The organism is Anaerococcus tetradius ATCC 35098 (genome assembly GCF_000159095.1).
In the GTDB taxonomy this organism is placed as follows: Bacteria; Bacillota; Clostridia; order Tissierellales; family Peptoniphilaceae; genus Anaerococcus; species Anaerococcus tetradius.
In genome coordinates this window covers 470,827-496,204 of record NZ_GG666295.1, presented here as the reverse complement: position 1 = coordinate 496,204, position 25,378 = coordinate 470,827, and the positions used below count along the sequence as shown (strand labels likewise).

The following is a 25,378-nucleotide window of genomic DNA, read 5'->3' as shown; positions in this document are numbered from 1 at the left end:
TATGGAAATAAGTAAAAAGTTTGCAATAGATAAAAGCAAGGAAAAATATGATTTTTCAATAAAACATACCACAATTCCCCTTAAGCTTAACAAGGATTTGGACGAAGCAATAAAGATGTTACTTTGGTATGTTCCAAACATTTCATCCGAACAATCAGCAACAAATGAGCTTCTCCTAAATCCTGAATATGATGATTATATTTTTAAGGCAATAATGATGTCTATGGATATGACTGACGAAGATATACTTATTACAGATGTAATCCACAAAAAGCTCGCCAAACATTTTGTGGGTAGGGTTAGCATTGATGAGCAAAAATTAGTTATGACTCTCGCTGATGATAATGAAACAAAAACTATGGCCCTATTAAGGCATGTAAGAAATGCCATTGCCCATGGTAACTTTAATGTAATCAACAAGCTTGTAATAGGTTTTGATATCAAAAGATATGGCGAAGATATCGAATATAGGGGAGTCTTTAAAATTAATCCGACCAATCTTCTTACGGCCCTCAAAAAAATCATCATGGACTTTACTAATGATGAATTTATAGCAAGGGCCTTTAGAAGATGTGGCTATAAGGTGGAAGCCTTCCAGGAAGAATATCAAAAGTCCCACAGATTTGACTTGTACGCAAAAAAGAAGGATAGGCGTTTTGCTATTGAAATAAAAAACTATGACTTCGAAAAAAATCTAAGTGAAAGTTTCATAAAAGAAATGATAGAAAAAATTAATGGCATTGATTCTAGGATAAGACCAGTCCTTATTATCAATTCCTCATATCTAACAGAAAAAAGCAAGGAAGATCTTATAAAAAAGGATGTCATAATCCTCGATATAAAAAACATAAAAAAGATGCAAAAGGGCAGGGATATGGTCTCTGAAATTCTAAGAGAGCAGGAGCTATTTAAGAATAAATGATTAAATTTGCATTTTAGGGGTATAAGATATAAAGAGACATTGATAAATATTCATTTATATTCGAGCAAAACGAATATAAATGAATATCATTTGTTATTATAAGGAGGAAATATGACAGAAGAAAATAATAGAAGACCACAAAGGCCTGTTTATAGGAAAGAAACAAGTCCTATTCAAGCAGGAAAGAATTTGTCTTGGGCATCTATCTTTGCTGGAACAGTAACAGCCTTAGCTCTATTTACAGTTTTAAGCTTACTAACGGCAGCCTTGGGCTTTGGTTTATTTGCACCAACAAAGGCTAACCCTATGGCAGGAATAGGAATCGGTACAGGAATTTTAACTATAGTAATACTTTTACTATCCTTTTGTGCAGGAGCTTTCATAGCAGGTTATGCTGCAAGATCAACCGGAATGCTTCATGGGGCAATTAGCTGGGCACTTACAGTTTTACTTCTAGTAACATTAACTTTTAATACCCTTGCCCTTGCTTTAGGCTTATCTGGTAATGTTCTTGGTAAAGTCTTAGGAGGGATAGGAAGTGCGACTGCTAATATCACAAGCTCAGTAGCTGATATTACAGGAGATGCCCTTAGTGAAGGACTTGAAAAAGCCGGAGGAGCAATTTCTGATGTAGATACAAAAGAATTAAAAGATAATCTTGAAAAATACCTAAAAGATACAGAAGTTGCTGAACTTCAACCAGATTATCTTGAAGGTCAACTACAAGAATCAAGAGATGAAATTACCAAGGCTGTCAAAGACATAGCTATAAATCCAGAAAATAAGGATGCTATAATCAAAGATTTGACAGAATCCCTCAAAGAAAAAGCTAAAAAGATATCTAATTCAGCAGATAAGGATGCTATAGATAGGGCTCTTGCACTAAACTCTAGTCTTACAGAACAAGAAGCTAGTGAAGTTTCAGAAAATATCTACAAGGGCCTACAAGATGCTTCCAAGAAAGCAGAAGAATCAATTGATAAGGCTAACGCAGAGATACAAAAATTTTCAAGCAAAGCAAGCGAAAAAGTAGATGATGCAAAACAAGGAGCAGAAAGTGCTTCAAAGAAAGCATCCCTTGGTTCAATCCTAATCTTTCTAGGTCTTATTGTTGCCCTAGTAGTTTCAGCTTTCGCTGGAAAATACGGAGAGAATAAGTCTAAAGAAATTCTCAGATAATAATATAGAAAAAGCCTGTAAGTTATGGTAAAACTTACAGGCTTAATTTATTTGATTATATCTACTAGGGCCTTATCTGGATTTTCGGAATTGATTCTTTGATCATAAGTTATAAATTTATCATCACCTAAATTTACATTAGACCTTAGGGATAGGATTAGTCCTGAATGATCTAGCAAGATTAAATTAGGAGGCATATAGTCAATCCTGTCTTTGGGATTTTGTTTTGCATCTAGGGCGTTTTTGATGGTATAGCCACCATTATCTTTTAGGATAGCTGCCATTCTTATTGCTTGATTTGCAGTATTCTCGTTAGTTAATACGTAGATTTTTCTTTTTCTAAAATCATCCTTCTTCTTAATTTTCAAATCTATCTCATCATAATATAGATAATCATTAGTATTGAATTTTTTGCTTTCGCCATTAAATTTGCTAGCTAGGTTTTTAACCTTAGCTGTAGTATATGAACTGTTTTCGCTAGCCTTAATATCATCTAGGCTTTCTTCAAAAAGAGCTGACCTATAAAAATAAAGGTCCTTTTCTTCATAATCTTTGTCGATGAAATAACTTACAAAGTCATTAACATAGTAATTATCAATAGAGTTATTATCTGATAGGTCAAAGGCTATGGCTTCGACATTTCCCTTGTTTAGGTCCTTAGCTATAAGGTCTAAGTCATCATCTAATTTATTTCTATTAAATCTAGGAATTTTGACAATCAAAAGATTTGGACCAGCATGATTAATAGTTATATCTTTTTGGACATTTTCCTTATTAATCATCCTCTTATACCTGTCCACAGCCTGATCATCTCCGAGAATTTCTGCCTTCTTAGAATCTTTCTTGTTTCTATAAGCACTAAAGAGATTGGAGTAGCTATCCTTATCTAGAATGAAGCTTGAGCTATCTTCTAAGAGGGATACGCTCTCGTTAAGAATGTCAAAATACTCTTGATCAGTTTTTGAATTTTTGACTCTTTTTCTTAACTCATCCTTGCCTTTGACAAACTTATCGAAATTAGCCTTATTTTCCTTAGTTATAGGATAGGATCTAGAAATGCTTTCAACAAGTTTGTCAAAATCCGAAAGTTTTTCTGCACTTGTTAGGCTTCTACCCTTGCTATCTGCTACCAGAACATTATTTCCTAGTCCTTCGAGGACTTCATCTCTAAATTTTGGATAGCCCATCTTCGAATAAGAATTAAGCTTTTTCGTTAATAAAGTTATGGGGATAGCTATAATTAATATAGCAAGTATGGCAAGAATCCTCCTTCTTCTTTGATAGATTCTTTTTCTACGAAGTCTAGCCTTTCTCATCAAGGGTTTTTTCCTAGTATCCCTTCTCTTAACTATCCTTATTTCACTTTTCTTTTTGGAAGTCTTTCTTTTTCTGTTATTTATTCTCATATTTCACCGCCCTTATTTTTTAAAGATAAGGGAAAAACTCGTTCCTTCATTCAACTTACTCTTAACAATGATTTTGCCATTTAAGGCTTCCACGAAATTCTTAGTAATAGCAAGCCCCAGACCCAGACCGTTGGTCTTTGTATTTCTAGAATCGTCAATCCTATAGAATCTTTCAAATATCATATCCAACTTGTCTTCATCAATACCGATACCATCATCAGTAATTTCTATAGTCACATTCTTGTTAGTATCAGCTAGCTTAATAGAAATATTTCCATCCCTGTCTATAGCCTTGATGGCATTAGTAAGGATATTTTGGATTACCTGCATTAGCTTAGTTTTATCAGTTATCATATAAACATCGGCTTTTAAATTTTTATCAAGTTTTATATTTTTATTTAAGAAATTGGCCATAAAGCCATTTGAAATTTCTTCAAGCATGCTGGAAATATTTACCTCTTCAAGGTTTAACTTGCCCATCTCAACACTTTCATTGAAGGAATCTTTAAGGCCATCTATCAAGACCTGAAGCCTATTAATCTCACCGTTTAAGCTCTTAGCAACACTTTGATCAAATTCCATCACTCCATCATCTATAGCCTCTATGTAGAGCTTTAAATTGGTTAGGGGAGTCCTAAGCTCATGGGAAATATCTTGAGCATAGCGCATTCTAATCTCCTCCTGTCTTTTAAGTGACTTGGAAAGAAAGTTTATATTATTTTGCAGGTCTGAAATTTCTATTATATCGCTATCCTCATTGTCAATACTGCCATAAATTCCCTCCTTTATTTTCAAAGTAAAGTTATTAATATTAACTATGGGCTTGGAAATATTGGTAGAAAGAATTATGGCAATCAAAAATCCTATCAGTAGGGAAGAGGATATGGCATAAATCACTGCATGTCTAAAATCATCTTGGAGACGGTTGAAGGTGGTATAGTCAACAGAATATTCGACTGCAATTTTTCCAGCTTCTTGTTTTTTCTCTGCATTAAAGACCTTGTAGGTCTTACTTTTGATATTCTCGCCACTATCCTTATCTATCGCCTTTATATACTTAACCAAATTGCCATTTTGGTCAAAATATTTTATATTTACATTTTGTTGCTTGCTTAAATCTTCCAGATAGTCCCACATCATATTTGATGAAATATTTTCATCGTTGTTAAGCCTGATAAACCATTCACTTATAAGATTTGGCTTCTTGTCATCTATTATTTTTAACATATCAGAATATCTAAAAGTTACCAAAAGGGTAATTAGGATAGAATAGATTAGGATGCAAGAAAGAACGCCTGCAATAAAGTTTTTAATTAACTTATTCCTTAATGATGTCATCTACACCACCGGATTTGTAGCCCATACCATAAATTGTCTTTATATATTGTGGTTTTTTAGGGTTGTCTTCGATTTTTTGTCTGATATTTTTGATATGGGTATCTATAGCCCTATCATAAGCATCATAATCAAGACCAAAGGTAAGTTCAATAATCTCATCCCTAGTAAAAATTTTGTTGGGATTAGAAAATAAGGTCCTAATAATTGAAAACTCATTTTTGGTAAGAGAGACTTCCTCTCCATCTTTTAGGAAAATATTGTATTTAAGATCCATTAGGAGCCTACCATCGTTAGTCTTTATAATATCAGCCCTTGGTATATTGTATTTTTCAATCCTACGAAGAACAGCCTTAACTCTTTCTACAAGCTCCTTGTTAGAAAAAGGCTTAGTTACATAATCATCAGCTCCAAGCCTTAGACCATTTATCCTATCAAACTCTTCTACCTTGGCAGAAGTAATTATTACAGGGACCTTGGACTTATTTCTAATATTCTTTAGGACTTCTTCACCTGATAGCTTTGGAAGCATGAGATCAAGAATAACTAGGTCGATTTCTTCCTTATCAAAAATTTCTAGGGCTTCTTTCCCGTCATAGGCTTGAAAAACTACATAATTATCTTTAATGAGATAATTCTTAACTATATCAGAGATTGTTTTTTCATCTTCTACTATTAATATTTTAATTTCATTCATAAGTTTTACCTCTCATCTACTATTATATCACATCAACAGATTCTTATAACATTGTACCAGCTATAAAGAAAAATGTTTAAAACATAAAAAAATGGATATAAATATAATGTAAGCGAGTGATAAAGCTTGACTTAATGAATAATAAGTAACTAAAGTAGATTAAAAGGAGAATTTATGGGAAATTATGGAATAATAGCTTCAATTATCATAGGAGCTATAGCAGGATGGATTGCAAGTAAAATTATGGGAAGAGATGCTCAAATGGGTAGTATCGCTAACATCATTGTCGGTGTAATAGGTGGTGGAGTTGGTAACTGGTTATTTAGAACTCTATTTAATGCAGCAAACCCTGGTCTAATCATGCAAATAGTTTATGCAGTAATAGGTGCAGTAATCCTCTTATTTGTAGTAGATAAAATAACAGGTAAAAATAAATAGTAGTTTATTAACTCACGAGTATATGTTATATGATCAATAAAGCTAGTATTAATCAATTATGATTAGTCTAGTCTTTATTGATTTTTTTGTGGAAAAATTCTATATAAAAGACCCTCCTTACATATATCCGGTAAGGAGGGTTGATATAAAATTTGTACATTTCTAGTTGCCAGAGCCACTAGATTTTAGATTAAAGTCTGTATTTAATAAGTTCTCCAAGCTATCGCTAGTAGATTTGCTATCTGTCTGGGAGTCCTTATCTTTTTTCTTATCCTTATCCTTGTCTTTATCCTTATCTTTGTCGTCTTCTTTTGGAGGAGTATAGACTAGGGAAGAATAAGCCTTAGGCATCCTATAAGCCCAATCTCTAGGGATGATACCATTGAATTTATTAGGATCATACTCGTTTTTCTCAACAATCATGGATCTTATTTGGACTAAAAACTTAGGCGTATAATCACTTGCAAGTAGGTTATTTCTAGAATCTATATTAGCCCATTGGTGGATATCATCTTCAGTCTTTGGATAATTGTTTGGACCAAAGATTTCTTCTTTGACAGTTCCCCTTGGATCAGCCCTTGAAGCATCTGTTGGAAGCTTACCACTAATAGTATCGACTTGCATACGTACAATTCCCTTTGGTTCGTCAAAACTTACAGGTTCTTTACCTTCTAGTATTTTTGAATTAATGGTATTCCACATTAGGGCAGCCCTATCAATGCTATCACCACTTAAGCTTATATTTTGATTATCTGCACCCATCCATACGCCAACAGTGTAATAAGGAGTATAGCCTACACACCAAAAATCCGTCTTATCATCTGTTGTACCAGTTTTAGTTGCATATTCTATGCCATTGAGGTAGATATTGCCATAATATTGACCAGCTGTTTGGAGGGCAGATGTTATTTGGTAGGCAGTTTCAGGACTAGTTACCCTATGCCTTACGATATCTTTATCGTCAAATATTACCTTTCCTTGAGAATCAGTTATCTTTGAGAAGGTCAAAGCCTCTTGGTATTCTCCTTCATTAGCTAGGGCAGCGTAAGCGGAAGTCATATCGAGATTGGTTAAACCATGACTCATAGCTCCAACTCCTAAGGCAGCTAGGTTTTCATCGTTGGTATCTGGATTTTCTTGTTTAGTAACGAAATTGTCATTGCCATTTTCTTTGATAATGCCAAAGTTCTTGAGATATTCAAGACTTGTCTTTATTCCTACCTTGTTAAGGGTCGAAACAGCAATAGTATTAATACTCATCTTTATAGCATCCCTTATAGGGGTAATACCCATATAATAACCGTAGACATTTACAGGCCAAGGCTCATTATTCTCGTGCATCTCAAAAGGAACATCATCCACACCAGTAGCTAAGTTAAAGCCATTATCTAGGGCAGGTGTATAGGTTGCTATTGGTTTAATTGATGAACCAGGTTGTCTTGGTACACTTGAAGCCCTATCTAAAATATTCATACCTTCTTGGTCACGTCCACCCATAAGGGCTTTGATATGACCAGTTTTTTGATCGATAACTACAGCGGAAGATTGAGGTTGGATTACACCTTCTAAGTCTATGTCATATAAATCTTTGTTAAAAGAAAAACTTCCATCATCATTAGCTATTAGTAAGTTATCATTATTATTCAAATATTTGCTACTTATGACAATATTATCATCTTTATCCTTGTATATATCCTCATTAGACTCAAATTCTATTTGACCTGTCCTATGAGTTCTAAGATTTGAGTTTTTCTCGTCTAGGGTGTAGAAGTTTTTAAAGATTAACCTTGTTTGATCTAGATAGGCCTTGTTAGTTGATAAAATCAAGTTGCCCTTATCATCATACCAGGCTTCCTCAGAATTAAGACGAACATTGTTGTTGTCATCTAGTAGATTTGCTTTTTTGTAAAACAAAAGAGAACCTGAAGAATTGACAATATTTGCCCAATTATCATAGGATAAGTTCAAAAGGGGAGCATATCCCATTGCTTGACTTTCTCCTATAAGGTATTTTGAAAAATTGGCATAAATATCTTCCAATTGATTTTGCATCTTTGAATCAAGGGTAGTTGTTATCTTTAGACCACCATAGTATAGCTTATCCCAGGCTTGGTTTTCAGATATATTCAAAATATCCATAAGCTTACTAACAACTTGACGCTCTAGGAGGGAGTTAAAATAGCTTGCGATTTCTGTATTTGACCTTTCAGCAGGCTCAATAGTGTTAGCTACATCAAAATTCTTAGCCTCATCATATTGTTTCTTGTCTATATATTTATTCTCTAGCATCTTATCGAGAACATACTCTTCTCTCTTGAAGGGAGCTTCATTGTAAACAGCCGAATACTTGTTTCCATCTATGGAAAACTCACCGAGTACCCTTTGATCGGTTACTTCGCTAGTTTTTAGAGACTTATAGAGGGAGTTTTCTGAAGGTGATTGAACAATTCCTGCAAGAGATGCGCACTGAGCAAGATTTAGTTCTGATACATCTTTGTTAAAATAAGTCTTAGCGGCAGCTTGAACTCCATAAGAATTTTGACCCATAAAGACCCTATTTAGATAAGCACCGAGTATTTCATCCTTGCTTAAATATTTTTCAATCTCTAGGGCAAGATATATTTCTCTAATCTTTCTTTCATAGGTTTGATCGTTAGAAAGATATGTATTTCTTGCAAGTTGTTGGGTAATTGTAGAACCACCCCTTACTATAGATCCAGCCTTTATATTTTCAAAAGTTGAACCGATAATAGATAGGGGATCAATGCCCTTATGTTTATAAAATCTTTCATCTTCAACTGCAACAAAGGCATTTTTTAAATCCTTTGGTATTTTTTTATAATCTACTATTTGTCTGTATTCACTTGTAGCAATTGAATCGACTTCTTTTCCGTCTTCATCTACTATTGTTGAGTTCTGACTCATTTCATATTTTATGCTATTTGCATCAATTTTTGGAGCTGTTTTCATTACCTCGAGTATGGCTCCGCCAGTCATGCCAGCAAAAATTACGCCAAGGCCAGCTACAAATAATATTACTAGGAGTATTATTTTTCCAACAAGAGCGGCAATTTTATTTTGCATAATGCCTCCGTTATTACTTTTTAATATTCTAGATACTATCATTTTATCATTTTTGAGTAAATACTTCCACACCTAATATAATTATTATAAGAAATTCAAAGATAAGCTAATCTACAAACGCTTTTATAATTAACTCATTAGTCGTATAATCAATGATAGAAAGGAAGTTTATGCAAAAAGTTATACAAGTAAATGTCTTAGATAAGGATGATGATCTTGATAATAAGATTTACGAATTAGAATCCTTAATCAATACAGCAGGAGGAGAAACTATTGCTTATGTTAGTCAAAACATAACAAAGGTTAATCCAAGATATTATATAGGTAAGGGCAAGGTGGAAGAGATAATGGACCTTGCCAAAAAAAATGATATAGATACGGTTATATTTGATGTAGAATTATCAGCTAGCCAACTTTACAATCTAGAAGAAGAGATGAAGCTTCACGTCGTTGATTGGACAACTCTTATCCTAGATATTTTTGCTATGAGAGCAAATACTAGGGAGTCTAGGCTTAAAATTAAGCTTGCCCAGTTAAAATACCAACTACCAAGGATTAACAAGTGGTTTTCTTATTTGTCAAGACAGGCTGGTGGTATAGGAACAAGGGGTCCTGGTGAAACCATGCTTGAGACAGATAGGCGTGCTATCGTTAGGGACATAAAGAGTTTGGAAAAGGCCTTAAAGGATGTAGAAAAAACTAAAAGGATAAACAGAAAAGCTAGGAAAGATGTTCATAATATTTCCCTAGTGGGCTATACCAACGCTGGAAAGAGCACCATCCTAAATGGCATGCTCAATCTTTTTGGTGAAGAAAAGTTTGTCTATTCAGATGATTTGCTTTTTGCAACTCTCGATACATCGACTAGGAGGCTTGATTTTTCAAACACCAAAGTTACCCTAACTGACACAGTTGGTTTCATAGATAATCTTTCCAAGGAGCTTAATGATTCCTTCCTAACGACCCTTGATGAAGTAAGATTTGCTGATATGCTCTTAATTGTAATAGATTCATCCCACAATATCGACCATCAATTAAAAACAATTGAGAAGTCTTTAGCAGATATAGATATAGGCGATAAGGAAATCCTCTATGTTTTTAACAAGATGGATAAGGTGGAAAATGAGCTTAAAGTTAGCCTTTACAAAAGGGATGCTGAAAAGATTTATATAAGTGCCCACAAAGACCAAGACCTAGTTAGGCTAAAGGAGAAAATTGTTTCAATCATAAAAGAAGATTATAAGCTAGTAAGCATGCACATCCCCTTTACAGATGGAAAAATTATGGATTATATAATGACTAATTACGATATATTAGAAAGGGAATATGACGAGCTTGGTTTAAGGATGAAGCTTAAAATTAGCCATGAGGATTATGCAAAATATGACAGATATATTGAAAAAGTATAAGACCATAGAGGGCCATAGGCAAAGTCAATTCGAAGAGGAAAAGTCGATTTTTATTACTAATGCCAAATATGTAGAAAGTGAAGACGAAGCTATAAGCTTTATAGAAGAAATTAGACAAGAGCACAAACAAGCTACCCACAATTGCTATGCCTACATTATAAACACTCTTCCGGAGACAAAAAGATACTCAGATGATGGCGAGCCCCAAGGTTCGGCTGGCCTACCCATGCTTAGTGTTTTGGAAAAAGAAGAGGTAAGAAACCTTGCGGTTGTAGTTACTAGATATTTTGGTGGCAAGCTTCTTGGAAAGGGAGGGCTCGTTAGAGCCTATACTAGAGGAGTTTCCGATACAATTTCTACTAATGTAGTTTGTAAGAGAGAGTATTTTGAAGTAGAATTAACTCATTCGTATGCACTACTTGGTTTATTAGAAAATTACCTTAATGAAAATAAGTTCAAAATAATAGATAAGACTTTTACAGATGAGGTTACAGTTAAACTCTATGTAAGAAGCGATGATTATGAAAAACTTGAAAATGATTTAATAAATCTTACAAGTGCCAATATAAAAATTCATAAATTAAATACGCTTATGCTATTTGAAAAATAAGAGGAGGATATATGTCAGGACATAATAAATGGAGCAAGATTAAAAATAAAAAAGGAAGCGAAGATGCTAAGAAGGGAAAAATCTTTACAAAGCATGCTAGAAATATAACAGTAGCTGCTAAAGAAGGAGGAACTAACCCAGACTATAACCCATCTCTAAAGACTGCCATAGAAAAAGCTAAGGCAGATAATATGCCTAATGATAACATAGAAAGAGCCATCAAAAAGGCTGCTGGAGATGATGCTTCTGATAACTTTGTTAGAGTAATCTATGAAGGATATGGTCCAGGAGGAGTTGCTGTAATAGTTGATTGTCTAACAGATAACAAAAATAGGACAGCCCCAGATGTAAGACATGCCTTCGACAAAAACGGTGGTAATCTCGGAACTGATGGATCAGTAATGTTCATGTTCGAAAGAAAGGGAGATATCATTGTAGAAAAAAACGGCAAGGACTTTGATGACTTTATGATGGATGCCCTAGAAGCAGGCTGTGAAGATGTCAAAGAAATGGGAGAATACTTTGAAGCTATTACTGATGTAGCAAGCTTTAACGATGCTAATGATAAACTAAAAGAAGCTGGCTACAAAATAGAAAGTGCGGATATTTCATATCTTGCCAACAATATGATTTCTGTAAGTGAAGAGCATGTAGTTAAATTAAATAAATTAATTGATACACTCGAGGATAACGATGATGTCCAAGAAGTCTACACCAACTGGGATGATTCAAGCGAGGAATAGACATGGAGTTTAATATAAATCCTGTAGCCTTCAGGATATTTGGCATAGCTATTTATTGGTATGCCATAATTATAATAAGTGGTATCTTCATAGCAAGTCAATTTGCTAAAAACGAATTTGTAAGGCGTGGTTTTGATGAAGATTTTGTCTACGACTTACTCTTTGTTTGCCTACCTGTAGGAATTATAGGGGCTAGATTTTGGTATGTAATCTTTGAGTGGGACTTTTATGGAGCAAATCCAGCTCAAATCCTTAACTTTAGAGCTGGAGGTCTTGCCATCCATGGGGGAATTCTTTTTGGAAGTTTAGCCTTGCTTGTATATGCTAGACGCAAAAAAATTCCTATTCTAGATTTAACAGATGTAATGGTAACTTCCCTAGTCCTAGCCCAGGGCATCGGTCGTTGGGGTAACTTTGCAAACTCTGAAGCCCATGGTGGCCCAACCAACCTTCCTTGGGGAATAATCATTGATGGAACAAAAGTTCATCCGACTTTTCTCTATGAATCAATAGGAGATGTCCTCATCTTTTTATTCTTATTAAATTATAGGAAAAATAATCCGGATAAGGGCAAGCAAACAGCTATTTATTTTATGGCCTATGGTGTTTTGAGATACTTTGTTGAAGGGCTTAGAACTGATTCACTTTATATAGGCTCCTTTAGGACAGCACAATTGATGAGTATAGCCTACCTTATCTTAGGAATTTGCTTGTTCATTTGGGCCAACAAGAATCATCTACCACCATTTTTCTATAAGAATAAAACAACTGAAAAGAAAGAAAGATTTGTAAAATTCAAGTAGGAACTTTTATCATCTGATACTAATATAAGGAAGCTGACAAGATGTCGGCTTTTTTTGTTGCAAATAAAATGCTTTTAGTATAAAATGATTATAAAGTGGATGATAGTGGTAGAAGGTGGTAAGAAATGTTTTTAGGAGAATTTATTCACAAATTAGATGCGAAAAATCGAATAATGATGCCTAGTGAGTTTAGGGATGAACTTACAGATGTTTTTTATATCACCAAGGGACCAGAAAAGTCTTTGCTAATCTATACCGAGGATGAATTTATCAAACAATCCCAAAGATTAGATGCCATGATTAATGAAAATAAAAAGAATCGTGCTATCAAGAGATTATTCTTCTCATCCACAGTAAAAACTAGCCTTGACAAGCAAGGTAGGATTTTACTAAACAAAAACCTGAGAGATTATAGCGAAATAGACAAGGAAGCTATGATTATTGGCAATAATAAGACCATAGAGTTATGGGATAGTGAAAATTGGAAAGCATACATTGACGAAGTAGAGGTGAATTTGTCCGATATAATGGATGAATAATATGAAATTTGAACATATACCGGTACTCGCTACCGATACAATAAAAAATTTGAATATTAAAAAAGACGGAGTCTATGTAGACCTAACCCTAGGTAAGGGCGGCCATTCCAAGATGATTCTAGAAAACCTATCCGATAAGGGAAGGCTTATTGCCATAGACCAGGATAAGGAAGCCATTGAAGCGGCCAAGGAGAATCTAAAGGACTTTTCTAATGTTACTTTTATTAATAGTAACTTCGAAAAATTTGAAGAAGTTCTAGCAAATCTTGGCCTTGATTTAATAGATGGGGCTTTGATGGACATTGGCGTTAGTTCATATCAAATTGACAATGCGGAAAGGGGCTTTTCATATATGAAAGACGGCCCTTTGGATATGAGAATGAACCAAGATAATGAGTTAACAGCAGAAATAGTAGTCAATGAATACTCTCAGGATGAGCTAGAGAGAATATTTTTTGAATATGGTGAGGAAAGATTCTCAAAGTCCGTTGCAAGAAATATTATCAAGCAAAGAAGCGAAGGAAGAATAGATTCGACCATAAAGCTTCGTGATATCATTAGAAAATCCATAAAATCTAATGAAACTCATCCTGAAAAAAGAGTATTTCAAGCCCTAAGAATTGAAGTTAATAGAGAACTAGAAGTGCTAGAAAATACCATAGAAACAGTAGTCGACCACCTAAAAGTTGGAGGAAGAATAGCGATAATAAGCTTTCATTCCCTAGAAGATAGGATAGTCAAAAACAAATTTAAAGACTTGGCGACTTCTTGTATCTGCCCACCAGAACTTCCAGTTTGCGTTTGCAATCATAAGGCGAAAATTAAAGTGATTACAAGAAAACCTATAACAGCTACTATGAAAGAGCTAAAGATGAACTCCCGCTCTAAGCCTGCAAAACTTAGAGTAGGGGAAAGGATATAGCCATGGAAGAAAGATTAACTAGCATAAGATATAAAAATGATAATTACAAGAGAAAAAGGCTAAGGGTAAAAGATGATAGGAAAGCTATCAAGCTTAGAAAGATAGAAAATCTCAAGCAAAGAGACAGGAAGGTTAAAATAGTCTTATCTACACTTACAGTAATTTTTGTACTAAGCTTAGCATCTATAACATTAATTAAGAGAAATAACTTGAAGGCTAAAAGATTTGAGTATAATACATTACAGGCAGATGTTAACTCCTATGAACTCCAAAGGGATAGGTTAAGTCAAAAGCTTGAAAATGCAATAGATATTAACAGAATCCAAAGATATGCCCTAGAAGAATTGGGCATGGTTTATAAGGATGATAATAACACTGTCAAATTAAATGTAGATAGGAATTAAGCATGAATATTTATTTATTAATAGTAATTAGTATTTTTTTAAGTATCGGTCTTGGACTGATTATCCTACCCGAGCTCAAGAAACATAAGATTGGACAAAATATCAGAGAAGTTGGACCAAAAAGCCATTTATCTAAGGCTGGTACTCCAACAATGGGAGGCATAATTTTTATTATAAGCTCACTCATACTAGCTCTGATATTTCTTCCCCTAAAATCCTTGGATACTTGGATTTTACTCTTATCAACCATAGGCTTTGGAGCTATAGGATTTATAGATGATTTTAGAAAACTTGTTTTGAAACAATCCGAAGGACTAAGCCCTAGGGGGAAAATCGTCTTGCAATTTGGCTTAGCTGTAATAATTTCAATTTTAGCTTATGTAAATGATAAAGATAGTATAGCTAGCCTATTGATTCCATTCACAAACACAAGGATAAATCTCGGTATCTTGGGTATTGCTTTGATGATTTTCATAATAGTTGGAACAACTAATGCCACAAATCTTACAGATGGTCTTGATGGATTACTCGCAAGTGTATCCCTACCAGTTTTTATAAGTCTTGCGATTATTGGCAAGAACACATCCAATGCAGTATTTTCTTATATAATGCTTGGATCTCTTCTAGGATTTTTAATCTTTAACTCAAATCCTGCGGCAGTCTTTATGGGTGATACAGGATCTATGGCGATTGGAGGAGCAGTAGTTGCCCTAGCCATTAACCTAAAGATACCTATATATCTAGTTATCTTTGGAGGAATATATGTCTTGGAGACCCTTTCAGTAATAATCCAAGTAACAAGTTATAGGTATAGGAATAAGAAAAGGGTATTTCTTATGACCCCTATCCACCATCATTTTGAACTCAAGGGATATAAGGAACAAAAAATAGTAGAAGGATTCACTGTAGTATCAGTAATATTTTGTATGATAACATTGGCGGCATTGAGATGAAGAAAGTATTAGTTTATGGGCTAGGCCTAACAGGAATATCAGCAGTTAAAACCCTTGCTAAAGAGGGCTACCTAGTCTATACTTATGACAAAAATAAAAAAGATGATAAAAATTTAGAGGGCTATAAGTATAGCCCTATTTCTGATTGTGAAATTGATAAGATTGACTATGATTTTGTAGTAAAAAGTCCAGGAATCCCACCAAGAGATGAACTTGTGCGTAGACTTAGCAAAAAATATGAGATAATTTCTGACATAGAACTATCTTACAGGCTCTATCCTCAGGCAAAAATAATCTCAATTACAGGAACTAATGGTAAAACCTCATCCACTTCCATGGTCAATCACATAGTAAATGAAGCATGTATCAAATCTATTGCGGTTGGAAATATCGGAGAGGGAATTTTATGGCAAATGTATAACAACAAAGATGCATTTTTTGCTTGTGAATTATCAAGCTTTCAGCTTCACGATACAAAAACTTACCATCCTCATATAGCTTGCATTACAAATATCACAGAAGATCACATAGACTGGCATGGTTCTTTTGAGGATTATATAAATTCCAAACTAAACATTACAAAAAATCAAGATGAAAATGACTTTTTGATAATAAATCACGAGGATAAAATCCTCCAAGACCACAAAAAAGACTACAAGGCCCAAGTTTATGAATTTTCATCAAAAAATGAAGTTGAAAGAGGAGCCTACCTCAAAGACGGGGCCATATATCTAAAGGATAAGGAAGAAATAAAAGTAATTGATGTTGACGAATTATCAGTAATAGGTAGCCACAATTATGAAAATATAATGGTTGCTTTGTTGTCAACCTATCTTTTTGGCATCAAAATCCAAGATATAATAAAAGGCCTAAGGAGCTTTAAAGCCATTGAACATAGGCTAGAATATGTAGATACCATAAGGAAAGTAAAGATTTATAATGACTCAAAAGGAACAAATGTCGACAGCTCCATCAAGGCTATAGAATCTTTTACTGAACCATTGATAATCATTGCAGGTGGCTATGATAAGCACATAGACTACACCGACTATGTAAAAAGCTTCAAGAAAAATGGCAAGCTCATGGTAATAATGGGTCAAACCAAAGATAAACTAAAAAAATTGTGCGAAAACTACCAAGTAGCCTACAAGGAGGCAGAAGATATGGAAGATGCCATAAGAATCTGTTTTGAAAATGCAAAAGAGGGTGATGTTATCCTCCTATCTCCAGCAAGTGCTTCTTGGGGTATGTATAAGAATTTTGAACTAAGGGGCAAGGACTTTAAAGAAAAAGTTCGTAAATATAAAGGATAAAAGATGAAAGTAATTATTTCTGGTGGCGGAACTGGCGGACACATATATCCAGCCATAGCCATAGGTCAAAAGCTCGAAAAAGAAATAAAAGATGTGAAAATTTACTATGTTGGAATAAAGGGAGGTCCAGAGGAATCCATAGCCCACAAATACGGCTATGAATTTATAGACCTACCAGCTATGGGCATACCTAGAAGACTTAACAAAAAATTGTTTAGGGCTATAATAAAAAACCTTGAAGGTTTCAGGAAGGCTAAAAAAATCATAAGAGAACTAAAGCCAGACCTAGTAATTGGGACTGGAGGCTATGTTTGTGCACCTATTTTATACCAAGCAAGTAAGGCCCATATTCCAAGCCTAGTTCACGAGTCCAACTCCTATCCAGGTATGGCATCTAAGTTTCTATCCAACAAGGTAGACAAGGTACTAATATCTTACAAGGAAGCCAAAAAACATTTCAAATACCAAGAAAACATAGTAGTTACAGGTAACCCTGTCAGAACTAGCTTTTCTTTAACTTATACAGACAAAGATTTGGATGATTTGGGCATTAAGAAGGATAGACCAGTAGTATTTTCCTTTGGTGGGTCAAATGGATCTTACTATATGAATGAAGCTGTAAAAGACTTATCGGCAAAGCTTGATGGCTCTTACTATCTAATCCATCAAACAGGTAAGAAAAATTACGAGGACTTCCTAAAAGAAGCAATTGAGAGTCCTTACCTAAAAGTTTTTGCATATATTGATAACATTGACCTTTTTTATGCAGTAAGTGATTTAGTTATAGCATCATCCGGTGCTATGAGCCTATCGGAAATTTCTGCAGTTGGCAAGGCTTCAATACTTATACCAAAATCATACACTACTGAAAACCACCAACAATTTAATGCACAAACCTATGTGGACAACAAGGCATCCATTATGATCTTAGAAAAAGACCTTAGTGCTGATATCTTGGATGAGAAAATCAAAGAAATCATAAATGATAAGGCTAGGCTAGAAGAAATGGGATCAAGGGCTAAGGCCTTGTCCGATGAGGATGCTTCTGATAAGATTTATGAAATTATAAAAGGGTTGATAAAAGATGCAAAATAAAAGGCAAGCTAGAAGGAGATTAAAAAAAGAAAATAGTCCAAAGTTAGCTAAAAATAGAAAAGGCGAAGATGGCAAGGTTTTTAATAAAAGATTTGTGGGATTTTTGTGTATCTTAGCCCTCTTGATATTTCTAGTAAGGGCCTTTAACCACCCCTACTTACAGGTTTCACAAATATATGTAAATGGCAACGAAAGGCTAAAAGATACGGATGTCATTTCATACATATCTAATCCAATAGGAAAGAACATCCTAACCTATAATAGCAAGAAAAACGAAAAGAAGCTTCTGAAAAATGATATGATAGCAGAAGCAAAAATCAAAAAAGTATTTCCAAAAATAATAAACATTAACATTAGCGAAGTATATCCTAGATTTTTCATAGAAGATGGCGATAAAATAACTTACATTTCAAACCATGGACAGGTCTTGGATAAAGAAAATATTTCGAAAAATATAGAAAATTCTCTTATCAAAATCAAGCTTGATGATTATGAGGAAAATCCAAAGGAAGATTTCACCAAAGACTATAATATATTAGAATTTATTAAAAAAATTAACGCATCATCCTATGCCGATTTGATAAGTCAATTAAATTTTGAAAACAAGGCTCACATTGGTATAATGATAAAAGATATGAAAGTTGATTTTGGCGATTTAAAAGACAGCTCATACAAGATAAAATTGCTTGAGTCAATATTAAAGGATATAGAAAGTAAGAACCTCGACGTTTCTTCCATTAACTTAAAAGATGGGAAAAACCCAGTGGTTGAAATAAACCAAGGTTCTTAATATAAAATAACTTATTAGAAATTAAATGGGGGAAAGTATGGCAAACATTAACATGGATATGGATAACAGCGCTTTAGCTAAGATTAAAGTCATTGGAGTTGGTGGCGGTGGAAACAATGCTATCAGCCGAATGAGAGAAGGCGGACTATCAGGAGTAGAGTTTTTAGCATTAAACACTGATCTTCAAACACTACAAGAATCTAATGCGGACGTAAGACTTCAAATTGGTGAGAAACTAACAAGAGGTCTTGGTGCAGGTGCTAATCCTGAAGTAGGAGAAAAAGCTGCAGAAGAATCTAAAAATGAAATATCAGAAGCAATCAAAGGTGCGGATATGATCTTTATTACTGCTGGTATGGGTGGTGGAACAGGTACAGGTGCTGCTCCAGTTGTTGCAAAAGTCGCAAAAGAGATGGAGATTTTAACAGTAGGTGTTGTTACTAAGCCATTTACTTTCGAAGGAAGAAAAAGACAAAATCAAGCTGAAAGTGGTATAGAAAAACTTAAAGAAAACGTCGATACCCTTATTACAATTCCAAATGACAAACTTTTACAAATCGTAGAAAAAAGAACATCCATGGTTGATGCCTTCAAGATGGCAGATCAAGTCCTAATGGATGCCGTAAGTGGTATATCAGAACTTATAGCTGTACCTAATGTTATCAACCTTGACTTTGCGGATGTTGAATCAATTATGTCTGATCAAGGTATAGCTCACATGGGTATTGGTAGGGCTAATGGCGAAAATAGAGCTGTTGATGCTGCCAAGGCTGCTATTAACTCTCCACTTCTTGAAACAAGCATTGACGGAGCAAATGCAGTTCTTCTTAATGTAACTGCAGCAGAAGTAGGTTTAATGGAAGCTAATGAAGCTGCTGAATTAATTAGAGAAAACATTGACTCTGATGCAAATATTATCTTTGGTGTTGGAAGTGATGAATCCCTAGGTGATGATATCAAGATTACAGTTATTGCGACAGGTTTTGATAATAATGCTTCTAGTAGAAGAGTAAGCCCTGCTCCAAGCAGAAATAGAGAAACATTAAGTGCACCACAAAGACAAAACGCAAGCAAGAAAAAATCATCAAATCCATTTGATGACTTTGATTTACCAGACTTCTTAAAATAATATGAGGTGTCCCTACTGCGATTCAACAAACACTAGGGTTCTAGATTCTAGGTCAACTGATGATGATAGGGCTATAAGGCGTAGGCGTCTTTGTGAAGATTGTGATAGAAGATTTTCTACATACGAAAGATATGAAGATTCTACTATCATGGTCGTAAAAAAAGATCAAACTAGGGAATCCTATGATCCTTCCAAACTAATCAGTGGAATTGTAAAAAGTTGTCAAAAAAGGCCGGTAACTATGGCTGACATAGAAAAAGTAGCCAGGAACATAGAAACTAGTATCAATCATACAGGCAATAAAGAGATTAGTTCAACCTTCATAGGAGAATTAGTCATGAAAGAATTAAAAGAACTTGACCCTGTGGCATATGTTAGATTCGCATCGGTTTATAGAGAATTTAAGGATGTAGATTCCTTTTATGAAGAAATTAAAAGTTTAAAAGATAAAAAAGATGCTACAGACTAGCATCTTTTTTTAAGCATAAGGAGCTATGATGGATTTATTTGAATATAACAGAATAAAACAGCTAGAAAAAGAAGCTCCCCTAGCAGATCGACTCAGGCCAAAAAATCTAGAAGCCTACCTTGGCCAAGACCATCTACTAGGTCCTGGAAAAATTATTACTAGGATGATAAAGGCTGATAGGATATACTCTTGTATCTTCTATGGGCCACCTGGAGTAGGAAAGACTAGCCTAGCTAAGATTATTTCTCAAAAGACTAATATGGCTTTCGAAGAAATTTCAGCAGTTGCTAGTGGGATAAATGACCTAAAGAAGAAGGTTCAGATAGCTAAGGATAATCTAGCTTATGAAAATAAAAAGACCATCCTCTTCATAGACGAGATACACAGATTTAACAAGAGCCAACAGGACTATCTTTTGCCCTTCGTGGAAGATTCGACTTTGATTTTGATAGGAGCGACAACTGAAAATCCTTATTTTGAAGTCAATAAGGCCTTGATATCTAGGATGTATGTCTTTGAACTAAAGAGCCTTTCTGATAGGGACCTTGATAGGCTCATAGATATGGCCCTAAATAAGGATCCTATCCTCAAAAGAAAAAATATCGACATAAGTAAAGATGCTAGAAATACCCTAATTACGTATTCAAATGGCGATTGTAGAGCCCTCCTAAATGCTCTAGAAATTGCGATATTTTCAGAAGATGAGAAAGAGGGTAAAATAGTAATTGATAAGTCAACTATAGAAAATTCGACTCAAAAAAAGATAGCTATTTATGACAAAGATGGTGATAGGCATTATGATACAACAAGCGCATTCATAAAGTCTATGAGAGGCTCTGATATTGACGCTTCAATATACTATCTTGCTAAGATGCTTGAATCTGGCGAAGACATAAAGTTTATTGCACGAAGGATGATGATTTTTGCAGCTGAAGATATTTCTAATGCAGATCCTAAAGCCTTAATAATGGCAACTTCATGCTTTAAGGCAATAGATGCTGTTGGAATGCCAGAGGCAAGAATAATACTTGCCCAAGTAGTAACTTACTTAGCGGCAGCTCCTAAGAGTAATTCGACTTATCTTGCCATTGACAAGGCCCTTGATTTTGTAAGGAGAAATAAGGATGAAGAAGTTTCCAACAAACTAAAAGACACCCACTATCAGGCTGCGAAAAACTTTGTCCATGATAAATATTTATATCCTCACGATTATAACGGCTATGTCAAGCAAGACTATTTACCAGATGAGTTTCTAGCAGAGAAGTTCTATGAGCCAAAAAAAGTGGGATTTGAGAAAGAAATGATAGAAAGACTTGAAAAAATTAAGAGAGGGAATAATGAAAATTAGAGATATATTAAATGAAGTAGATAAGTATGTTGACACAGAAGTTAAAGTTTACGGTTGGATTAGAAACCAAAGATTTGGTAAAAATGTAGGCTTTATAGAACTAAATGATGGAACTTGCTTTAAGAACCTACAAATAGTTGTTGGAAGTGATATTAGTAACTACAATGAACTTGATAAACAATTTCTGTCAACATCACTTGAGGTTAGGGGAGTTTTGGTTAAGACTGGAAATAGCAAAAATCCTTATGAAATCCAAGCTAAAGAAATAAAAGTCTTAGGCGAATCATCAGACAAATACCCAATCCAAAAACAAAGACAAACTCTCGAATACATGAGAACTATCCCTCATCTTAGGGCTAGAACTAATACTTATAGGGCTGTCTTTAGGGTAAGAAGTATCCTCGCCTACGCTCTTCACAACTTCTTCCAACAAAGAGGCTTTGTCTACATAAACCCACCAATAGTAACCTCATCTGATGCAGAAGGTGCCGGTGAGATGTTTAATATCACAACAATTGACCCTAACAATCCACCAAGAAAGGAAGATGGCAGTGTAGACTTTAGTAAAGATTTCTTTAGCAAAAAATCTTACCTAACAGTTTCTGGCCAACTTGAAGCAGAAGACTATGCCCTAGCCTTTGGCGATGTCTATACTTTTGGACCAACCTTTAGGGCAGAAGAATCAAATACACCAAGACATGCTGCAGAATTTTGGATGTTAGAGCCAGAAATGGCATTTACTGACTACAATCTCGCTATGGATGTAGCAGAAGATATGATTAAATACGCCATTGACTACCTACTAAAAAATGCGCCTGATGAGATGGAATTTTTCAACAAATGGATAGATGAAGGCTTAATCGAAAGACTAAAAAGAGTAAGAGATGCAGAATTTAAGAGATTAACCTACACTGAAGCCATAGAACTCTTACAAAAATCTGGCGAAAAATTCGAGTACCCAGTAGAATGGGGAATCGACCTTCAAACAGAACATGAGAGATACCTTTCAGAAGTAATAGTCAAGGGCCCAGTCTTTGTTACTGACTATCCAAAAAACATCAAGGCCTTCTATATGAAAAGAAACGATGATGGAAAAACCGTTGCTGCCTTTGATATGCTTGTTCCAGGAGTTGGAGAGCTAATAGGCGGTTCTCAAAGAGAAGAAAGATATGATGAGCTTTACAAGTCTATGGAAGAAAATGGTCTAAAACCAGAAGAATACCAAAACTACCTCGACCTAAGAAGATTTGGAACTGTAGTTCACTCAGGCTTCGGTCTAGGCTTTGAAAGAGCTGTAATGTATGTTACAGGAATGAAAAACATCAGAGACGTCTTGGCTTACCCAAGATATGTCCATGCATTTGCTGAGAAGAATTAGGAGGAATCATGGTAGAATATAATCCAAATGCCATAGAGAAAAAATGGCAAAAAAAATGGGATGAAGAAAAAACATTCAAATCAGTTATAGACAAAAATAAGAAAAAATTCTATCCCTTGGTAGAATTTCCATATCCATCAGGACAAGGCCTACACGTTGGCCATCCACGTCCATACACAGCCCTTGATGTTGTAGCTCGCAAGAGAAGACTTGAGGGAGAAAATGTAATGTATCCTATGGGTTGGGATGCCTTTGGTCTTCCTACGGAAAACTATGCTATAAAGAATAAGATTCATCCAGCAAAAGTTACAGAAGACAATATCAAAAACTTCAAGGCTCAAATGAAATCAATTGGTTTTTCCTTTGATTGGGATAGAGAAGTAAACACTACTGACCCAGACTACTACAAATGGAGTCAATGGATTTTCATTCAAATGTATAAACATGGTCTAGCTTACAAAAACGAGATGTCCGTAAACTGGTGCCCATCCTGCCAAGTCGGTCTTGCCAACGAAGAAGTAGTCGATGGCAAATGCGAAAGATGTGGTACAGAAGTAGTTCATAAGATGAAAAATCAATGGATGCTCAAGATTACAGCCTATGCCGACAGACTTATTGATGATCTAGAAGAAGTTGACTTCGAAGAAAGAATAAAGGCAAGCCAAATCAATTGGATAGGAAGAAGTCATGGCTGTGACGTTGATTTTAAAATCAAAGATAAGGATGCCAAGCTAACAGTATATACAACAAGACCTGATACCATCTTTGGAGTTTCCTACATGGTAGTAAGTCCAGAACACCCAATCCTTGACCAATACAAGGACGAAATTAAAAATCTTTCAGCAATTAAAGCTTACCAAGAAGAAGCTAAGAAAAAATCCGACTTCGAAAGAGCTGAGCTTAACAAGGACAAAACTGGTGTAATGATTGAGGGAATAAGCGCAATCAATCCCCTAAACAACAAAGAAATCCCTATCTGGGTATCTGACTATGTATTAATGACCTATGGTACGGGAGCTATCATGGCTGTACCTGCTCATGATACAAGGGACTTTGAATTTGCCCAAAAATTCGATATGCCAATAATACCAGTCTATGACACAGGAGAAGAACTACCAACAACAGACATCAACAAGGGTAAGGCTATAAACTCTGACTTCCTAAATGGTCTATCAGCAAGCGATGCTAAGAAAAAAGCTATAGCATATGTAGAAGAAAAGGGACTCGGCAAGGCTAAGACAAACTTTAAGCTTCGTGACTGGGTATTTTCAAGACAAAGATACTGGGGCGAACCAATACCAATGATTTATTGCGAAGAGCACGGTTGGGTTCCAGTTCCTGAAAGCGAACTTCCAGTAAAACTTCCTGAAGTAGAATCCTATGAGCCAACAGCAACTGGTGAATCTCCACTATCAGAAATAGAAGAATTCGTAAATACAACTTGTCCAATCTGTGGCAAGGCTTCAAAAAGAGAAACTGATACCATGCCTCAATGGGCAGGATCAAGCTGGTATTACCTAAGATATATGGATCCACACAACAACGAAGCCATAGCAAGTGATGAAGCCTTGAACTATTTTTCACCTGTCGATTGGTACAATGGAGGAATGGAGCATACAACCCTCCACTTACTCTACTCAAGATTTTGGCACAAATTCCTCTACGACATAGGAGTTGTTCCAACTAAAGAGCCTTACAAGAAAAGAACTAGCCATGGTATGATACTCGGAAGCGACCATCAAAAGATGAGTAAATCTCGTGGCAATGTCATAAATCCTGATGACATCATTAGAGACTATGGAGCAGACACATTAAGATGCTATGAGATGTTTATGGGTGACTTCTCATCAATGGCAATCTGGTCAGATGAGGGAGTAAGGGGATGTAGAAAATACCTAGAAAGAGTCTTTAACCTCAAAGACCTAGTAGGAGAAGGCGAAGAACATAGCAAAGACCTTGAAGTTCTAATAAACCAAACCATCAAAAAAGTTAGCGAAGACTATGAAAACCTCAAATTTAATACAGGTATAGCCCAACTAATGACCCTACTAAACGAAATGAAGGCAAAAGGATCAATCACTAGGAAGGACTTTAAAACCTATATCATCCTCCTTAACCCAGTAGCTCCTCACATAACCGAAGAATTGTGGGAGATGATGGGCTATGAAGGCGAACTTAACCAAACATCATGGCCAAGCTATGATGAAGATAAACTATCTTTCGATTCCTTCGAAATGCCTGTCCAAATCAACGGCAAAGTAAGGGGTAAGGTCTTGATGAGCAAGGAAGCAAACAAGGAAGACGCATTAAAGGCTGCAAGAGAAGATAAAAATATCAAATCCTACATTGAGGCAAAAGAAGTCAAGAAAATAATCTATGTTCCAGGCAAAATTCTAAATATAGTAATCTAAG

At 35.1% G+C, this 25,378-nt stretch carries 23 protein-coding genes; 19 read left to right on the top strand and 4 right to left on the bottom strand.

From position 1 onward, the window contains the following. Window position 1: 1 nt before the first annotated feature. Together HMPREF0077_RS02485 and HMPREF0077_RS02480 are read left to right on the top strand one after the other, a co-directional pair. Complete coding sequence (locus HMPREF0077_RS02485) at window positions 2-922, top strand: restriction endonuclease (RefSeq protein WP_004836351.1); 921 nt, start codon at window positions 2-4, stop codon at window positions 920-922. A 111-nt stretch (window positions 923-1,033) separates the two neighbouring features. Continuing rightward, the gene (locus HMPREF0077_RS02480) at window positions 1,034-2,101 is read left to right on the top strand and encodes a TIGR04086 family membrane protein (protein ID WP_004836348.1); all 1,068 of its coding nucleotides are present in this window, start codon (window positions 1,034-1,036) and stop codon (window positions 2,099-2,101) included. A gap of 47 nt (window positions 2,102-2,148) precedes the next feature. Here the strand turns inward: HMPREF0077_RS02480 and HMPREF0077_RS02475 are convergent, their stop codons facing one another. Genes HMPREF0077_RS02475 through HMPREF0077_RS02465 form a run of 3 tightly spaced genes read right to left on the bottom strand, consistent with a single transcriptional unit; the run spans window position 2,149 to window position 5,539 of the window. Then, the gene (locus HMPREF0077_RS02475; protein WP_004836347.1) at window positions 2,149-3,507 is read right to left on the bottom strand and encodes a S41 family peptidase; all 1,359 of its coding nucleotides are present in this window, start codon (window positions 3,505-3,507) and stop codon (window positions 2,149-2,151) included. A 12-nt stretch (window positions 3,508-3,519) separates the two neighbouring features. Then, window positions 3,520-4,845 carry a sensor histidine kinase gene (locus HMPREF0077_RS02470; RefSeq protein WP_004836345.1) on the bottom strand — a complete coding sequence of 442 codons (1,326 nt, stop codon included), beginning with the start codon at window positions 4,843-4,845 and terminating at the stop codon, window positions 3,520-3,522. Further along, complete coding sequence (locus HMPREF0077_RS02465) at window positions 4,826-5,539, bottom strand: response regulator transcription factor (RefSeq protein ID WP_004836343.1); 714 nt, start codon at window positions 5,537-5,539, stop codon at window positions 4,826-4,828. The genes HMPREF0077_RS02470 and HMPREF0077_RS02465 overlap by 20 nt, the downstream gene beginning before the upstream one ends. A gap of 174 nt (window positions 5,540-5,713) precedes the next feature. Between HMPREF0077_RS02465 and HMPREF0077_RS02460 the strand changes: the two genes are divergently transcribed. Further along, window positions 5,714-5,977, top strand: a complete 264-nt coding sequence (locus HMPREF0077_RS02460) for a GlsB/YeaQ/YmgE family stress response membrane protein (protein ID WP_004836342.1) — start codon at window positions 5,714-5,716, stop codon at window positions 5,975-5,977. A gap of 162 nt (window positions 5,978-6,139) precedes the next feature. Here the strand turns inward: HMPREF0077_RS02460 and HMPREF0077_RS02455 are convergent, their stop codons facing one another. Beyond that, a complete protein-coding gene (locus tag HMPREF0077_RS02455; protein WP_040349264.1) occupies window positions 6,140-9,061 on the bottom strand; it encodes a transglycosylase domain-containing protein in 2,922 nt (973 codons plus the stop codon). Window positions 9,062-9,231: 170 nt separating this feature from the next. Between HMPREF0077_RS02455 and hflX the strand changes: the two genes are divergently transcribed. The 16 genes from hflX (at window position 9,232) to leuS (ending at window position 25,377) form a co-directional block, all read left to right on the top strand. Beyond that, window positions 9,232-10,470, top strand: coding sequence for a GTPase HflX (gene hflX, locus HMPREF0077_RS02450; RefSeq protein WP_040349262.1), 1,239 nt, complete (start codon window positions 9,232-9,234; stop codon window positions 10,468-10,470). Next, the gene (locus HMPREF0077_RS02445; protein WP_040349330.1) at window positions 10,445-11,080 is read left to right on the top strand and encodes a YigZ family protein; all 636 of its coding nucleotides are present in this window, start codon (window positions 10,445-10,447) and stop codon (window positions 11,078-11,080) included. Before hflX ends, HMPREF0077_RS02445 begins: the two co-directional genes overlap by 26 nt. Before the next feature lie 11 nt (window positions 11,081-11,091). Further along, entirely contained in the window at window positions 11,092-11,823 is a 732-nt protein-coding gene (locus HMPREF0077_RS02440) for a YebC/PmpR family DNA-binding transcriptional regulator (RefSeq protein ID WP_004836336.1), read from the top strand. Between the two features lie 2 nt (window positions 11,824-11,825). Beyond that, on the top strand, window positions 11,826-12,626 hold the full coding sequence (gene lgt, locus HMPREF0077_RS02435) for a prolipoprotein diacylglyceryl transferase (RefSeq protein ID WP_004836335.1): 801 nt from the start codon (window positions 11,826-11,828) through the stop codon (window positions 12,624-12,626). 125 nt (window positions 12,627-12,751) lie between these two features. Continuing rightward, window positions 12,752-13,165, top strand: a complete 414-nt coding sequence (gene mraZ / locus HMPREF0077_RS02430) for a division/cell wall cluster transcriptional repressor MraZ (RefSeq protein WP_004836333.1) — start codon at window positions 12,752-12,754, stop codon at window positions 13,163-13,165. A gap of 1 nt (window position 13,166) precedes the next feature. After that, entirely contained in the window at window positions 13,167-14,087 is a 921-nt protein-coding gene (gene rsmH, locus HMPREF0077_RS02425; protein WP_040349327.1) for a 16S rRNA (cytosine(1402)-N(4))-methyltransferase RsmH, read from the top strand. A gap of 2 nt (window positions 14,088-14,089) precedes the next feature. Continuing rightward, the gene (locus HMPREF0077_RS02420) at window positions 14,090-14,491 is read left to right on the top strand and encodes a hypothetical protein (protein ID WP_004836331.1); all 402 of its coding nucleotides are present in this window, start codon (window positions 14,090-14,092) and stop codon (window positions 14,489-14,491) included. A gap of 2 nt (window positions 14,492-14,493) precedes the next feature. After that, entirely contained in the window at window positions 14,494-15,444 is a 951-nt protein-coding gene (gene mraY, locus HMPREF0077_RS02415) for a phospho-N-acetylmuramoyl-pentapeptide-transferase (protein ID WP_004836330.1), read from the top strand. Continuing rightward, window positions 15,441-16,757, top strand: a complete 1,317-nt coding sequence (gene murD, locus HMPREF0077_RS02410) for a UDP-N-acetylmuramoyl-L-alanine--D-glutamate ligase (protein WP_004836329.1) — start codon at window positions 15,441-15,443, stop codon at window positions 16,755-16,757. Before mraY ends, murD begins: the two co-directional genes overlap by 4 nt. Before the next feature lie 3 nt (window positions 16,758-16,760). Next, the gene (murG, locus tag HMPREF0077_RS02405) at window positions 16,761-17,852 is read left to right on the top strand and encodes an undecaprenyldiphospho-muramoylpentapeptide beta-N-acetylglucosaminyltransferase (RefSeq protein WP_004836327.1); all 1,092 of its coding nucleotides are present in this window, start codon (window positions 16,761-16,763) and stop codon (window positions 17,850-17,852) included. Next, the gene (locus tag HMPREF0077_RS02400; RefSeq protein WP_004836326.1) at window positions 17,842-18,642 is read left to right on the top strand and encodes a cell division protein FtsQ/DivIB; all 801 of its coding nucleotides are present in this window, start codon (window positions 17,842-17,844) and stop codon (window positions 18,640-18,642) included. The genes murG and HMPREF0077_RS02400 overlap by 11 nt, the downstream gene beginning before the upstream one ends. Window positions 18,643-18,679: 37 nt before the next feature. After that, window positions 18,680-19,771, top strand: coding sequence for a cell division protein FtsZ (gene ftsZ, locus HMPREF0077_RS02395; protein ID WP_040349259.1), 1,092 nt, complete (start codon window positions 18,680-18,682; stop codon window positions 19,769-19,771). Between the two features lies 1 nt (window position 19,772). Further along, the gene (nrdR, locus tag HMPREF0077_RS02390; protein WP_004836324.1) at window positions 19,773-20,240 is read left to right on the top strand and encodes a transcriptional regulator NrdR; all 468 of its coding nucleotides are present in this window, start codon (window positions 19,773-19,775) and stop codon (window positions 20,238-20,240) included. 28 nt (window positions 20,241-20,268) lie between these two features. Continuing rightward, on the top strand, window positions 20,269-21,588 hold the full coding sequence (locus tag HMPREF0077_RS02385) for a replication-associated recombination protein A (RefSeq protein ID WP_040349257.1): 1,320 nt from the start codon (window positions 20,269-20,271) through the stop codon (window positions 21,586-21,588). Further along, window positions 21,578-22,966: an asparagine--tRNA ligase gene (gene asnS / locus HMPREF0077_RS02380; RefSeq protein ID WP_040349255.1), complete on the top strand. Its 1,389-nt coding sequence runs from the start codon at window positions 21,578-21,580 to the stop codon at window positions 22,964-22,966. The genes HMPREF0077_RS02385 and asnS overlap by 11 nt, the downstream gene beginning before the upstream one ends. Before the next feature lie 8 nt (window positions 22,967-22,974). Continuing rightward, a complete protein-coding gene (gene leuS, locus HMPREF0077_RS02375; protein WP_004836321.1) occupies window positions 22,975-25,377 on the top strand; it encodes a leucine--tRNA ligase in 2,403 nt (800 codons plus the stop codon). Window position 25,378 lies beyond the last annotated feature (1 nt).